Origin of the sequence: Gulosibacter hominis, assembly GCF_904842695.1 — a bacterium.
Classification (GTDB): Bacteria; Actinomycetota; Actinomycetes; order Actinomycetales; family Microbacteriaceae; genus Gulosibacter; species Gulosibacter hominis.
On record NZ_CAJGWQ010000005.1, the window covers coordinates 1 to 13,853 of the forward strand.

The following is a 13,853-nucleotide window of genomic DNA, read 5'->3' on the forward strand; positions in this document are numbered from 1 at the left end:
GCACGGGCCGGCGGGCGGCGAGCACTCAGCGCCGCCCGCACGCGCGCAATAAAAAAGACCCCCGCGAGGGGGGTCTTTTTGTTTGTGGAGCCTGGGGGAATCGAACCCCCGACCTTCTGCTTGCAAAACAGACGCTCTACCAATTGAGCTAAGGCCCCTCGAGAGTGGTGGGGCTACGAGGACTTGAACCTCGGACCTCTTCGTTATCAGCGAAGCGCTCTAACCGCCTGAGCTATAGCCCCAGATCTCGATTGTTGTGCTCGAATCACTTCGGCACGATGAACGACTCTACCACAGATTTAGCAGCTGTGTCACCTTGTGTCGCTACCGCAATGCATCCCAACTACTGATTGGTGAAGCCGAACACCAAACCGCCAGTGATCTTTGCAATGAGGTTGTAAACCGCCGCACCAATGGCCGACAGGGCCGTGGTCACAATGAACTGCAACACGGCGGTGATCACCGAAAAAATCAGCACACCAGGGAAGCTCACGAATGTCTCAACCGTGACACCCTTCGAGCCGGTCACATCGTTGAGTAGATTATCAACCGACTGCATCACACCGGTCTGCTGCAGCACGAACCACAACAGAATCGCTGCAACAACCATGACCACCGCAATGCACAGGGCCAAGATCGCGGCGATCTTCACCACCGACCACACATCCACCTTCACAAGGCGAAGACGAACCTGTTTCGTGGCGGTGCGCCGTTCAGATTTACGGGCGAGTTTATCGGCGACAGAAGTCATGGCATCCGATCCTAGCGCTACTCGTTGTCAGTCTCGGCCGATTCCGCATCGGCGGCGGTCGTATTTGCTTCGTCGGCATCCTCGGCAATGGCATCCTCACCGAGGTCACGCTCGGAGTTACGTGCCAGACCCAGGACAATATCCCCTTGGTCAGGGCGGGCAAAGACCACGCCCATAGTGTCGCGACCCTTCGCGGGCACCTCGCTCACATCCGAGCGCACAACCTTGCCCGAGGTCATGATGACCAGCACTTCGTCATCCTCGTGCACCAGCAGCGCACCGGCCACCGCGCCACGGTCATCGGTGGTCTTCATCACCTTGATACCCAAGCCACCTCGACCCTGCACCCGGTAGTCGACAACCGGGGTGCGCTTGGCGAAGCCCTGCTCGGTGACCGTGAACACATACAGATCGTCTTCGGCGTCGCCCACGGCAGCCTTAATCAGGTAGTCGTCATCACGGAACGACATGCCCTTCACACCCGAAGTGTCACGGCCCATCGGCCGCAGCTGCTCGTCATCGGCGATGAAGTGCAGCGACTGACCCGCCTTCGAGAACATGAAAATATCGTCATCCTCGTTGACGCACATCGCCGAAACAAGTTCGTCACCGTCGCGCAGCTTGATGGCGATGATGCCGGCCTGGCGCGGCGAGTCGTAGAGCGACAGCGCGGTCTTTTTCACAAGTCCGCTGCGGGTGGCGAGCACCAGATAGTCGTGCGCCTCGTAGTTTTCGAGGTCGAGAATCTGCGCCACCTGCTCGTCCGGCTGCAGCGGCAGCAGGTTCGCAATGTGCTGCCCCTTCGAGTCGCGCCCAGCTTCGAGCAGTTCGTAGCACTTCGCGCGATACACGCGGCCGAAGTTCGTGAAGAACAGCAGCCAGTGGTGCGTCGTGGTCACGAAGAAGTGCTCCACCACATCGTCGGCACGCAGCTGCGCACCCTTGATGCCCTTACCGCCGCGGTGCTGCGAACGGTAGTTGTCGCTGCGGGTGCGCTTGATGTAGCCGCCGCGCGTGACGGTGACGACCATCTCTTCAACCGGGATGAGATCTTCATCCGATACCCCACCCTCATAGCCGCGGATGATTTCAGTGCGGCGATCGTCACCGTATTTGCGCACAATTTCGGTGAGTTCATCCGCAACGATTTCGCGCTGCTGTTCGGGCGAGGCAAGAATTCCCTTGTATTCGAGAATCAGCGCTTCGAGGCGGGCAGCCTCATCCATGATTTTTTGGCGTTCGAGCGCGGCCAGGCGGCGCAGCTGCAGGTTGAGGATGGCCGAGGCCTGAATTTCATCAACGCCCAGCAACTCCATCAGGCCGGCACGCGCAATTTCGACGGTCTCAGAGGCGCGGATCAGCGCAATCACTTCGTCGAGCGCATCCAGCGCCTTGAGGTAGCCGCGCAGGATGTGCACCTCTTCTTCGGCCTTGCGCAGGCGGTAGCGGGTGCGTCGAACAATCACTTCCACCTGGTGCGCGGTCCATGCCGAAATGAACCCGTCGAGGGTGAGGGTGCGCGGCGCGCCGTCAACAATGGCGAGCATATTGGCACCAAAAGTGTCCTGCAGCTGCGTGTGCTTGTACAGGTTGTTCAAGACCACCTTGGCAACCGCATCCCGTTTGAGCACGAGCACGAGTCGCTGCCCGGTGTGGCCGCTGGTTTCGTCGCGAATGTCGGCGATGCCCTGCAGCTTGCCTTCTTTTACGAGCTCGGCGATGCGGTTGGCGAGGTTGTCGGGGTTCACCTGGTAGGGCAGCTCAGTGACCACCAGGCAGGTGCGTGAACCGATTTCTTCGACATTGACGACGGCGCGCATGGTGATTGAACCGCGGCCGGTGCGATAGGCCTCGTGGATGCCCTTGGTGCCGAGAATCTGCGCACCGGTTGGGAAATCGGGTCCGGGGATGCGTTCAATAAGCGCGTCGAGCAGTTCTTCGCGGCTGGCATCGGGATGCTTGAGCGCCCACAGTGCGCCTTCTGCCACCTCGCGCAGGTTGTGCGGCGGGATTTTGGTGGCCATACCCACGGCAATACCTTCGGAGCCGTTCACCAGCAGGTTTGGGAACCGTGCCGGCAGCACGGTGGGCTCCATGGTTTGACCGTCGTAGTTCTCCATGAAGTCGACGGTTTCTTCTTCGATGTCGCGCACCATTTCCATAGCCAGCGGCGCCATCTTGGTTTCGGTGTAACGCGGGGCTGCGGCGCCGTCGTTACCTGCCGAACCGAAGTTCCCCTGGCCGAGGGCAAGCGGGTAGCGCATCGACCACGGCTGCACGAGGCGCACGAGGGTGTCGTAGATGGCCGAGTCACCGTGCGGGTGGTATTGCCCCATCACGTCACCGACCACGCGGGCACACTTCGAGAATGACTTTTCGGGGCGGTAGCCGCCGTCGTACATGCCGTAAATTACGCGGCGGTGCACGGGTTTGAGTCCGTCGCGCACCTCGGGAAGGGCGCGGCCCACGATCACGCTCATGGCGTAGTCGAGGTACGAGCGCTGCATCTCGAGCTGCAGATCGACCTGCGTTACGCGGCCGGCAACGATTCCACCTTCGGTGTCGTTGGTCTCTGGGGTTTCTTCGTGCTGGTCAGCCATTTATTGCTTCGCCTCAGTCAATTCGGTGATAAAAATCTGCGTTGGATGCGCGCTAGATGTCAAGGAAGCGCACGTCATGCGCGTTGTGCTGGATGAACGTGCGGCGGGCTTCGACGTCTTCGCCCATGAGGGTGGCGAACACTTCGTCGGCAGCTTCGGCGTCGGCCATCTGCACCTGGCGGAGGGTGCGAGTTTCGGGGTTCATGGTGGTGTCCCACAGCTCGTTGTAGTTCATTTCGCCCAGACCCTTGTAGCGCTGGATACCGTTGTCTTTCGGGATGCGCTTGCCGGCGGTTTGGCCGGCGGTGAGCAGCGCGTCACGTTCGGCGTCGCTGTAGGCATATTCGTGGTCGGCGTTTGACCATTTGAGTCGGTACAGCGGCGGTTGTGCGAGGTAGACGTAGCCGGCTTCGATCAGCGGTCGCATGAATCGGAACAGCACCGTCAGCAGCAGTGTGGTGATGTGCTGGCCGTCGATATCGGCGTCGGCCATCAGGATCACCTTGTGGTAGCGGGCCTTGTCGACGTCGAATTCGTCGCCGATACCGGTGCCAAAAGCGGTGATCATCGATTGAATTTCGTTGTTCTGCAGCGCCCGGTCGAGGCGCGCTTTTTCAACGTTGAGCACCTTGCCGCGCAGCGGCAGGATGGCCTGGGTGCGCGGGTTGCGTCCCTGCACGGCCGAGCCACCTGCCGAGTCACCCTCCACCATGAAAATTTCGGATTCGGACGGGTTGCGTGAGGTGCAGTCGCGCAGCTTGCCGGGCATCCCGCTTGATTCGAGCAGCCCCTTACGGCGGGTCTGTTCGCGGGCGCGGCGAGCGGCAAGTCGCGCCGCCGATGCCTGCGTTGCCTTGCGAATGATTTCGCGCGCCAGCTGCGGGTTGCGGTCGAGCCAGTCGTTGAGGCCGTTGGTGACCACCCGCTGCACATAGGTTTTTGCCTCGGTGTTACCGAGCTTGGTTTTGGTCTGACCCTCGAACTGGGGTTCGCCGAGCTTCACTGAAATCACTGCCGCGAGGCCCTCACGCACGTCATCACCGGTGAGGTTTTCGTCTTTTTCTTTGAGCAGGTTTTTTTCGCGCGCGTAGCGGTTCATCACCGAGGTGAGTGCGGTGCGGAAACCCTCGAGGTGGGTACCGCCCTCTTTGGTGTTGATGGTGTTGGCGAACGAGTGCACCGACTCGGAGTACGAGGTGGTCCACTGCATTGCGAGCTCGACCGAGACGGTCTGTTCGGTGTCTTCTTCAACGAACTCGATGATTTCATCGTGCAGCGGCTCAACCTTGCGACGTTTCACCAGGTGCTGCACGTAGTCGACCAGTCCGCGTTCGTAGTAGAACGACACTTTGCGGGGGCCGGTTTGTACCGCATCGGATTCGACGGTGTCGGCGGTTACCGGTTCGTCAACATCGGTTTCGGATGCGGGGGCGTCGTCGGTTGCGAGCACCTCGCTGACCGTGGTGAGCGACTGTTCTTGCTCGTGCAGGGGGCGCTCATCAATCAGGTTGATGCGCAAGCCACGGTTCAAAAACGCCATCTGCTGGAAGCGCAGACGCAGCGTCTCAAAGTCGTAGTGCGTGGTTTCGAAGATGTCGCCGTTGGCGTAGAAGGTGATTTTGGTGCCGGTTTCTTCGGTGGCTTCGCCGCGCTCAATCGGTGCCAGCGGCACACCGTCGCGGAACTCCATCCGCCACACGTAGCCGTCACGCTTCACTTCGGCGATAAAGCGGTGCGAGAGCGCGTTGACCACCGATGAACCGACACCGTGCAGACCACCCGACACCGCGTATCCGCCGCCGCCGAATTTACCGCCGGCGTGCAGTTTGGTGAGCACCACTTCGAGAGTCGAGATGCCCTCAACCGGGTGGGTTGAGACGGGAATACCGCGACCGTTGTCGATCACGGTGACGCCACCGTCGTCTTGCAGGGTGATGGTGATGTTGTCGCAGTAGCCGGCGAGCGATTCATCCACCGAGTTGTCGACGATTTCGTAGACCAGGTGGTGCAGACCCTCGGGACCGGTAGAACCGATGTACATACCGGGGCGCTTGCGCACCGCTTCGAGGCCCTCGAGCACCTGAATTTGGTTGGCGCCGTAGTCGTGTTCGACGCGGTGACGTTCGTGCGCCGATTGCGATGAGGCTTCCGGGTGCTCGCTTGCCTCGGCAGCCGCGTCGCGGTTCGACGTCGACTCGGGCTCGTGAGACATGGGGGTATCGCTCATCGGATTGCGCTCCTTGAATAAACACACACGAAAATTGACACACGTGTTTCGTGCAACGATTCATTTTAGCAAGCACTTGACGTGTCCGGCCTGAAACTGGCCGCTGCGACGATTTACCCCCGTTTGCGTGGATCCCTACGTGCGAACTATCCGTAAGTGTCTCGCGGCCCGCGACCTGGTGTGGACCATTTTCCGTGCCGCCACGAGGGTGCGCCCGGGTTGAGGAGTTTCAAATCGGTCACGTCTGCGGCCGGTATTTCCTCGGCAAGTTTTGCAACCAGGGTCGATCGCAATGAGCGCAGCTGTGTGGCCCAGGCGGTCGAATCGCACTGCACCACCAGCACCTGCTTGTCGATATACAGCGCGCGGGCGTGCTTTGCCACTCGCTCGCCAACGATTTCGGGCCAGCGTTCGAGCACCTCGGCTTGGGCGAGGGATGCATCCCAGCCATTGTTGCGAAACAGGGATGCGAGTACGTCACCACTTGAAAGCGGGTCACGTCCCGGCCCGAACGGAAGTTCTTCGGCGGTGACGGGCTTATTTGCGGCAGCAGCGAGCTCGCGGCGGCGCCGGAAGCTTGTGGTTTGGCCACCAAACACTTCTTTGTAGCGCAGCCACACAAGGGCTGATTCTGAAAGCGGCTGGTCAGTCATCGCTGCGCTCTGCCTGTTGTTCAGATGCGGCAAGTTCGGATGCTGCCAGTTCGGCCGGCGCGGATGCATCCTCGCGATCAATGATCTTGCCGGCACGAATGTGAATCGTGTGTTTACGAAGCGGTTCGGGGATGTCGGTGAGCACCGCGCAGGTGATGAGCACCTGCTCGAATCCGGCAATCGCTGCGGCAAGTCGCTGGCGACGCGCGGCATCGAGCTCGGCAAACACATCATCAAGAATCAACACCGGATCTCCGGTGCGCGACTCGCTGCGCACCAATTGCGCAGCCGCCAACTTCAACGACAGCGCGAACGACCACGATTCACCATGACTTGCGGTGATGCGAGCCGGCAACTGGTTGAGCCAGAACGTCACATCATCCCGGTGCGGACCAACGAGCGTCACGCCCCGTTCGAGTTCTTTATCACGGGCAGCACGCAGGCGCTCAGCAAAGCGCGACTCGATTTCGGCGAGCGTGACCGTGCCGCGCTGCTCACCGGTTTGGTCGTCATCCATCAATCGTCCACCGTCGGCAAGCGCGGTCACCCGCATGCTGAGCCCGGGATGGTGATTGTCGTCTACCAGCGACTCATACGCATCCTGCAGGTGCGGTACAAGCCGTTCAACAAGCGCGAGCCGCTCGGCAATAATGACCGACCCATGGGCGATGAGCTGTTCATCCCAAATTTCGAGGGTGGTGAGGGCACTCGCATCCAGGCGCTGCGATTTGGCGCTGCGCAGCAGCGAATTTCGCTGCCGCAGCACGCGGTCATATTGCTGCAGCACATCACCCAGGCGGGATGAGTGGGTCACCAGCAGGCTGTCGAAAAAGTCGCGTCGCTGCTGCGGTTCGCCGCGAACCAGTGCGAGATCTTCGGGAGCGAACAGCACGGTTGTGAAATATCGCGAAAGTTCGCGCGCCCGCACGGGTTGACCGCCAACCCGCGCCCGATTGGCTCCGGATTTTTGCAATTCCACATCGATGGCCAGAGTGCGGTTCCGGTGCGCGAGCTCGGCGCGCACAATGGCTGATTTTTCGCCGAACCGCACCAGTGCCGCATCCGATGACACCCGGTGTGACGAGAGTGTGGCGAGATAACCGATGGCTTCAACCAGGTTGGTTTTTCCCTGCCCGTTCGCCCCCTCAAACACCTGAACGCCGACGTCGAGACTCAGCTCGGCATCGGCGTAATTGCGGAAATTCCGCAGGGTCAGGTGACGGACGTACACCGATCACCGCATGAGCAGGTTCGGCTGCAGCAGGTAGCGATAGGTGTCGTTTTGCGCAGCTTCGTCGAGCGAAGTCTGACCGGTGAGCAGCACCGGACCGGGTTTGTTGGGGTTATCGGTGGGCGTAAACGCGATGCGCACGAACGCCGAGTGAATTTGGCTGAGTGCATCGAGCAAAAACGACGGCTTCAGCGAAACCACAATGTCGTCACCGGTGAGCTGTACCCCGAGTTCTTCCGAACCGGCCGCGTGTTCGGCGCCAACCGCATCCAGGGTGAGTCCGTCCTGCGTGAACGAGAAGCGCAACGCCTGTTCACGCTCGAGCACAAGCTGCATACGACGGACGGCATCCATCACATCGCTTTTTTGAATCACCGCGAAGTGCGGAGTCTCAGCGGGGAACAGTCGACCCACGGCGGGGAACTTGCCCTTGAGCAGGGTTGAGGTGACGGTGCGGCCACCGGCACTGAACGCGATGAGCTTGCGGTCGCCCTCGCTGATGAGGGTGGTAACCACCTGGTCGGCCTGCGCAAACGACTTGGCAATATCGCTGAGGGTGCGAGCCACAACCAGGGCATCTTCGCCATCGGTAAAATTTGACTGCCAGTTCAGCTCGCGCACCGCGACACGGTAGCGGTCGGTTGCAACCAGGCTGAGGTTGTCGGGGCCGAAGGTCAGGTGCACACCGGTGATCATCGGTGCCACATCGTCGCGCGAGGCTGCCACCGAAACCTGTGCCACTGCATCCGCGAAGTCGCTACCGGCAACAACACCCTGTACGCCCTCGACGCTTGGCAGCGACGGGAACTCTTCGGTGGGCATTGTTGGCAGCGAGAAGGATGACCGGCCACAGGTCACCTTGATGGTGCGGTCATCGGATTCAATCGTCACCGGTGCGTCGGGAAGTCGGCTGGCAATTTCTGAGAGCAGACGACCCTGCACCAGTACCGCTCCCTCAGCGTCAACGGCGGCTTCGATGGCGGTGCGACTCGACACGTCGTAGTCGAATGACGAAAGTGCCAGCTCGCCATCGCGGGCCTCAAGTAGAACACCCGTGAGGATCGGCTGTGTGGGATGCGGTGATAGCAGCTTCACAACAAACGACACAGCGTCGCTGAAGACATCGCGGTTGACCTCGAACTTCACGGTGAGTCCTCTCGTATCGGTGGACCTCCCATGCTAGCCGGGCGAAATGATGTCACTGAACCGCTTCTTTTAAGTTTTTGTCTTTAACAGCAGTCATAAGGGCTGTGGAAACTGTGGATAACTCTGTAGAAAGCGATGATCCGTAGGGAACTACATCGTTGGAAGTTGTGATTCGGTCGTGAGGGGAAAGTGATCGGTCGACCCGGAAAATGTGAGCGAATTACGTGATTTCACAGTGGCTGGGCGGTTATGCACATTTCATGCGCCGAGATGCTGCGGTTTTGCACAAGTTATCCACAGATGAGCCCCGATTCGAACAATCACATCCTGTCCTCATGTTGTCCCCCGACCACTCACAGGGTCATCCACAGGCGTTGTGGATAACTTGCAGAGTGCCGCTGGAAAATGGATCGAAAAAACCCGCCTCACACGGTTGCGAGGCGGGAAGAAACACATCGGGTGCCGAGGCGTTTTTGCGAGCGGTTTTGCCGAAAGGATGTGCCTAGCGAGTCTGGCGGATGCGTGAGGTGAGCTCGGTCACCTGGTTGTACAACTGCCGGTCGTCGCTGATGCGCTTGCTGATCTTGCGGTGCGCATACATGACCGTGGTGTGGTCACGGCCACCGAATAGCTGCCCGATCTTTGGTAGCGACAGACTCGTCATTTCACGGCAGAGGTACATCGCCACCTGGCGAACATTCGCGATCGCGTGTGAGCGACTCGAACCAAAAATTTCGTCGGTTGAGACTCGGAAGTAATCGGCAGTGATGTTGATGATGTCGTCCGGCGTGACGATCTGCGGCTCGACGTCAATAATCAGGTCTTTAAGTACCGTCGTGACCAGGCTGAGGTCGATGGGCTGTCGGTTGAGGTTTGCAAACGCGGTCACTCGGATGAGTGTGCCCTCGAGCTCACGAATCGACCCGGTCACATGTGCCGCGATGAACTCAATTGCCTCATCGGGAATCGGCACATTGTCGGCCTCGGCTTTTTTGCGCAGAATTGCGATCCGTGTTTCGAGGTCGGGTGATTGCACATCGGTGATCAGACCCCACTCGAAGCGCGACACCATGCGTTCTTCAAACCCGGTGAGCTTCTTGGGTGGCTCATCCGAGGTGATCACCACCTGCTTTTTATGCTGGTGGAGCGTGTTGAAGGTGTAAAAAAACGCCTCGACGGTTGAGTCTTTGCCCTGCAAGAACTGGATGTCGTCAATCAGCAGGATGTCGTTGCTGCGGTAGCGTGCGTGGAACTGCTGGCCCTTGTTATTGGCGATTGAGTTGATGAAATCGTTGGTGAACTCTTCGCTCGATACATAGCGCACCCGGATGCCGGGGTACATACTTTCGGCATAGTTACCGATGGCATGCAGCAGGTGTGTTTTTCCGAGCCCGGAGCCGCCATAGATGAACAGTGGGTTGTAGCTGCGGGCCGGGGCTTCGGCAACGGCAACCGCGGCAGCGTGGGCGAATCTATTTGAGCTACCAATAACGTAGTTGTCGAAGGTGTAGCGTTCGTTCAGCCGCGAATCGTGAGGAATGGCCTGGTCGGTGTCGTCAAGATGTAGCAGCTGGCTCGACCGGGATGGTGTGAGATCAGCCGGCGGCTCGGTGGCAGCGGGCTGTGGATAACTTGTGGAGATATCTGTGAAAGACGTCTGGTGTAGTGCGGTCTCGGCCGCGTCGGTGGCACCCTGAGACGGCTCGGCTTCGTAGCTTGGCGGGGTGCTTGCCGGCACCGGGTCAACTTCGGGGTTCACGATGACCGCGAAGTTCACCACCTCGGGATTGTCGAGCTTGCCGATGGCGTCAAGAAGTGGATTGCGCGCTCGCTGCTCAATGGTTGAGCGGGTGTAGTCGTTCGCGACTTCGAGGTAAATTGTGCCTCCCATCACGCCTTTTGGGATGACGAGCGACAAAAATCCGCGCACCGAGGCGGGCACATCCTCGTTGTTGCGCAGGGTGTCAAAAAGAGCCCGCCAAATCGCTTCAACGTCGTTTGACAACCGGGCTCCTTTCGTTTGCGGGCAGGAAAATATGGCCCGCCTATGAGGTCTCGAGGGTTGTCGAGGACGGGTGCTGACCGTGCGCGCTATACATTCTGCGTTGTGTGGAAGTTATCCACAAGTGCTGTGTATAACTGACTCATTCGCCAACGGTTTCATCGGCGTTCGAGGGGTTAGGTGCTCAAGCATACGACCATCGGGCAGGGAAAGAACAATCGGTTTTTGAAATCTCGGCGCGTCGCCCCAGAAATCATCCGGATCGGTGTTAGCAATCGACGGATTGTGTTCTGGGCTCTTGACCAGAGACGTGCTTGGGCGTAATCTGGCTTGGTTGCCCGCTACCCGGGCTTGATTCGTAGTGCGCCCATAGGGGCCTCGAACCGGAGAAATTCTCATGTCGAAGCGTACTTTCCAGCCTAATAACCGTCGCCGTCACAAGAAGCACGGCTTCCGCGCCCGCATGCGCACCCGCGCCGGTCGCGCAATTCTTGCGAACCGTCGCTCGCGCGGCCGCAAGAGCCTGTCGGCTTAAGCAACCCGGCTGCGCGGTCGGCGGTGCTTGCACCACAGCATCGAGTTACCCGAGGCGTTGACTATCGACGAATCTCACGGGGTACTCGAGTTGGTGGTCGCTATCTCGCCGTCCACGGATGCCTGCGTACCGATGCAAGTGCACCCACCCGATTTGGTTTCATCATCACCAAGCGGGTGGGTGTTGCTGTTACCAGGAACCGGTTGCGACGCCAGTTGAAGGCGATCTGTTTTGAAGCTCTTCCGGTATTACCGACCGGGATGGAGTTCGTAATCCGATTGCATCCCGAGGGTGCTCAGATCGACTATCAGACATTACGTACCCACTGTCGCCGGCAGCTACTGGCGCTGGCCCGCAAACTGCAGCCGGAGCGTGATGAGTGTGGTTCCTGCAGTGATGAGGTAGGGCATGAGTGATTTCGGTGGACATGTGCGGCGCGGGCTGCACAATGTTTCGCTGATTCCTCGGAATGCCGGTGTGGTGCTGCTGTTGTTGTATCGCCGCTTCGTCTCGCCGATCTACGGTGATGTTTGCCGGTATTACCCCACCTGTTCCGCGTATGGTTTAGGTGCAGTGCAGCGGTTCGGACTGCTTCGCGGCAGCTGCATGGCTGCGTGGCGGATTCTTCGCTGTAACCCGTGGGCGAAGCCCGATTTTGATTACGTGCCCGAGCTCAAACGGCCCGAGCGCATCAGACTTACAAAACACGGCTTTGTCGTGTCAAACCTCCAAAGGAAAGGTTGATCCGAGCGAATGGATATCTTCGGCATTATCTTGTGGCCGCTGCGGTGGGTCATTGAGCTCATCCTGGTGGGTGCGCACTCGGGGCTCACTGCGCTCGGGCTCGACTTCAACAGCGGGTGGACGTGGATCCTGTCGATTCTCGTGCTCGTGTTGGTGGTGCGCACCGCGATGATTCCGCTTATGCTGCGGCAGATTAAGTCGATGCGCGGCATGATGGAACTGCAGCCCGAGCTGAAAAAGATTCAGACCAAGTACAAGGGCAAGCGCGACCAGTTTTCGCAGCAGGCGATGCAGCAGGAGATGATGGCGCTCTACAAGCGTCATGGCTCGAGCCCGCTTGCCAGCTGCTGGCCGATGCTGATTCAGATGCCGATCTTCTTTGCACTGTTCCAGGTGCTGAACGCGGCCAACCGCCACGAGGCCGGCGTGGGTCTGATGAATGCCGAGCTGGCAATGTCGTTCTCGAACGGCGACATTTTTGGTGCCCGTCTGAGTGACACGCTGAGCACCAACGGTGACAATCCTGCTGTTGTGGCGGTTGCGATCACGATCATCGTGTTGATGGTGGTGAGCCAGTTCTTTACGCAGTTCCAGATCACCGCGCAAAACGTTTCGCAGGCGGCGAAGGAATCGCCGATGTACCGCCAGCAAAAGATGATGATGTACGTGCTGCCGTTGATCATGGCAGTTACGGGCGTCATGTTCCCCATCGGTGTGATGAGTTACTGGATGATGTCGAACCTGTGGACCATGGGTCAGCAGTGGTGGACTATCCGCAATATGCCCACCCCTGGTTCGGAAGCTGCGAAGAAGCGTGAAGAGCGCCTGCGCGCGAGCGGTAAATGGGACACGCATCCCGACAACCCAGCCAACCGGAAGGATGCAGATGGCAACCCGATTGCCCAAAAGCCGACCGGTCAGCGAGAGCAGCCGATGTCGAAGGCGCGCGCGAAAAAGAAGAAGAAAAAGGGCGGCAAGTAAGTCTGCGGATCTCGCAGTATCGTCGAATATGCCGATCATCACGGTGGATGGAGTGAATGAGTATGACCGAGATTCGTGACGAGCAGCAGCCGGACGAGGCTGTCGTCGACGACGTGGATGAGTCGCAGGTCGACTCGACTACCGATGACGAGGTGGTCGAGGACGACGACATTCGTGACGAGGGCGATATCGCTGCCGACTATATCGAGGAGCTGCTCGACATCGCCGATCTCGATGGTGACCTCGAGATTGATGTTCGTGATGGTCGCACCTATGTGTCGGTGGTGACTGAGGGTGAGTCGAATTTGCAGCGACTGCGCACCGGCGAAGCGGTGGATGCATTGCAGCAGCTTTCGCGGCTCGCGGTGCAGGCTGAGACCGGTGAGTTTTCACGTTTGATTCTGGATGTGGACGGTTCGCGTGAGGCACGCAAGCGCGAGTTGGATGAGCTTGTTGATAAGGCGATTTCGCGGATTGAGGCTGGTGCGGCATCTGCCGCGCTGCCGCCGATGTCGTCGTATGAGCGAAAGCTTGTGCACGACCTTGCGGCTGAGCGCGGATACAGTTCTGACAGCGAGGGCGAGGGCCGCGAACGTCACACTGTGATCCGTCCGATTGCAGAAACTTCTGCTTAGAATCGCTCCTGTAAAAAATCCCTGATCAGAGCGGGAAAAATTTTGGCGCCACTAAAGGCTTGATTTTGGAATAAAATGCCTGATCAGAGCATGATTATTGAGAGTTAGGTAGAGGATTTTACTGTTGGTGGGGTGCCGGATGCGGTGCCCCACCACTTTTGTTTCCGGCGCTACTGGCCGTTGTGGCCGGTTTTTAGTTTGAGACTGATCTTTCGCCTGATGGGTGGCGTGTTTCACGTGAAACGCACTGTGAGTGGGCGGAGCTCTAATCGGTGTAGATGGTCTTGGTCGGCTTGTTCTGCGTTGCTGATGCTTCGAGTCGAGCGGAACGCAGGTTGATGCCATCCC

At 59.1% G+C, this 13,853-nt stretch carries 12 protein-coding genes and 2 tRNA genes; 5 read left to right on the forward strand and 9 right to left on the reverse strand.

Features of this window, described 5'->3' with window-relative positions:
* Positions 1–85: 85 nt before the first annotated feature.
* The 9 genes from JMV54_RS04710 to dnaA all read right to left on the reverse strand — a co-directional run bounded on the left by JMV54_RS04710 (position 86) and on the right by dnaA (position 10,613).
* Positions 86–158: transfer RNA gene (locus JMV54_RS04710), tRNA-Ala, on the reverse strand.
* A 7-nt stretch (positions 159–165) separates the two neighbouring features.
* A tRNA-Ile gene (locus JMV54_RS04715) sits at positions 166–242 on the reverse strand.
* A gap of 101 nt (positions 243–343) precedes the next feature.
* On the reverse strand, positions 344–751 hold the full coding sequence (locus JMV54_RS04720; RefSeq protein ID WP_201517797.1) for a DUF3566 domain-containing protein: 408 nt from the start codon (positions 749–751) through the stop codon (positions 344–346).
* 17 nt (positions 752–768) lie between these two features.
* Positions 769–3,351 (reverse strand): DNA gyrase subunit A, encoded by a 2,583-nt coding sequence (gyrA, locus tag JMV54_RS04725; protein ID WP_201517798.1) that lies wholly within the window; start codon positions 3,349–3,351, stop codon positions 769–771.
* A 52-nt stretch (positions 3,352–3,403) separates the two neighbouring features.
* Entirely contained in the window at positions 3,404–5,578 is a 2,175-nt protein-coding gene (gyrB, locus tag JMV54_RS04730; protein WP_230972819.1) for a DNA topoisomerase (ATP-hydrolyzing) subunit B, read from the reverse strand.
* Between the two features lie 146 nt (positions 5,579–5,724).
* Positions 5,725–6,231, reverse strand: coding sequence for a DciA family protein (locus tag JMV54_RS04735; protein ID WP_201517799.1), 507 nt, complete (start codon positions 6,229–6,231; stop codon positions 5,725–5,727).
* Complete coding sequence (recF, locus tag JMV54_RS04740; RefSeq protein WP_201517800.1) at positions 6,224–7,462, reverse strand: DNA replication/repair protein RecF; 1,239 nt, start codon at positions 7,460–7,462, stop codon at positions 6,224–6,226. The genes JMV54_RS04735 and recF overlap by 8 nt, the downstream gene beginning before the upstream one ends.
* Before the next feature lie 3 nt (positions 7,463–7,465).
* Complete coding sequence (dnaN, locus tag JMV54_RS04745; protein WP_201517801.1) at positions 7,466–8,608, reverse strand: DNA polymerase III subunit beta; 1,143 nt, start codon at positions 8,606–8,608, stop codon at positions 7,466–7,468.
* A 502-nt stretch (positions 8,609–9,110) separates the two neighbouring features.
* Positions 9,111–10,613 carry a chromosomal replication initiator protein DnaA gene (gene dnaA / locus JMV54_RS04750; RefSeq protein WP_201517802.1) on the reverse strand — a complete coding sequence of 501 codons (1,503 nt, stop codon included), beginning with the start codon at positions 10,611–10,613 and terminating at the stop codon, positions 9,111–9,113.
* A 394-nt stretch (positions 10,614–11,007) separates the two neighbouring features.
* Between dnaA and rpmH the strand changes: the two genes are divergently transcribed.
* From rpmH to JMV54_RS04775, 5 genes are read left to right on the forward strand one after another with little or no spacing between them, the layout of a single operon-like run.
* Positions 11,008–11,145: a 50S ribosomal protein L34 gene (gene rpmH / locus JMV54_RS04755; RefSeq protein WP_201517803.1), complete on the forward strand. Its 138-nt coding sequence runs from the start codon at positions 11,008–11,010 to the stop codon at positions 11,143–11,145.
* Between the two features lie 23 nt (positions 11,146–11,168).
* Positions 11,169–11,561, forward strand: a complete 393-nt coding sequence (gene rnpA, locus JMV54_RS04760) for a ribonuclease P protein component (protein WP_201517804.1) — start codon at positions 11,169–11,171, stop codon at positions 11,559–11,561.
* The gene (gene yidD, locus JMV54_RS04765; protein WP_230972564.1) at positions 11,554–11,889 is read left to right on the forward strand and encodes a membrane protein insertion efficiency factor YidD; all 336 of its coding nucleotides are present in this window, start codon (positions 11,554–11,556) and stop codon (positions 11,887–11,889) included. Before rnpA ends, yidD begins: the two co-directional genes overlap by 8 nt.
* 9 nt (positions 11,890–11,898) lie before the next feature.
* A complete protein-coding gene (yidC, locus tag JMV54_RS04770; RefSeq protein ID WP_201517805.1) occupies positions 11,899–12,870 on the forward strand; it encodes a membrane protein insertase YidC in 972 nt (323 codons plus the stop codon).
* A gap of 56 nt (positions 12,871–12,926) precedes the next feature.
* Positions 12,927–13,505 (forward strand): Jag family protein, encoded by a 579-nt coding sequence (locus JMV54_RS04775; protein ID WP_414146381.1) that lies wholly within the window; start codon positions 12,927–12,929, stop codon positions 13,503–13,505.
* Positions 13,506–13,853 lie beyond the last annotated feature (348 nt).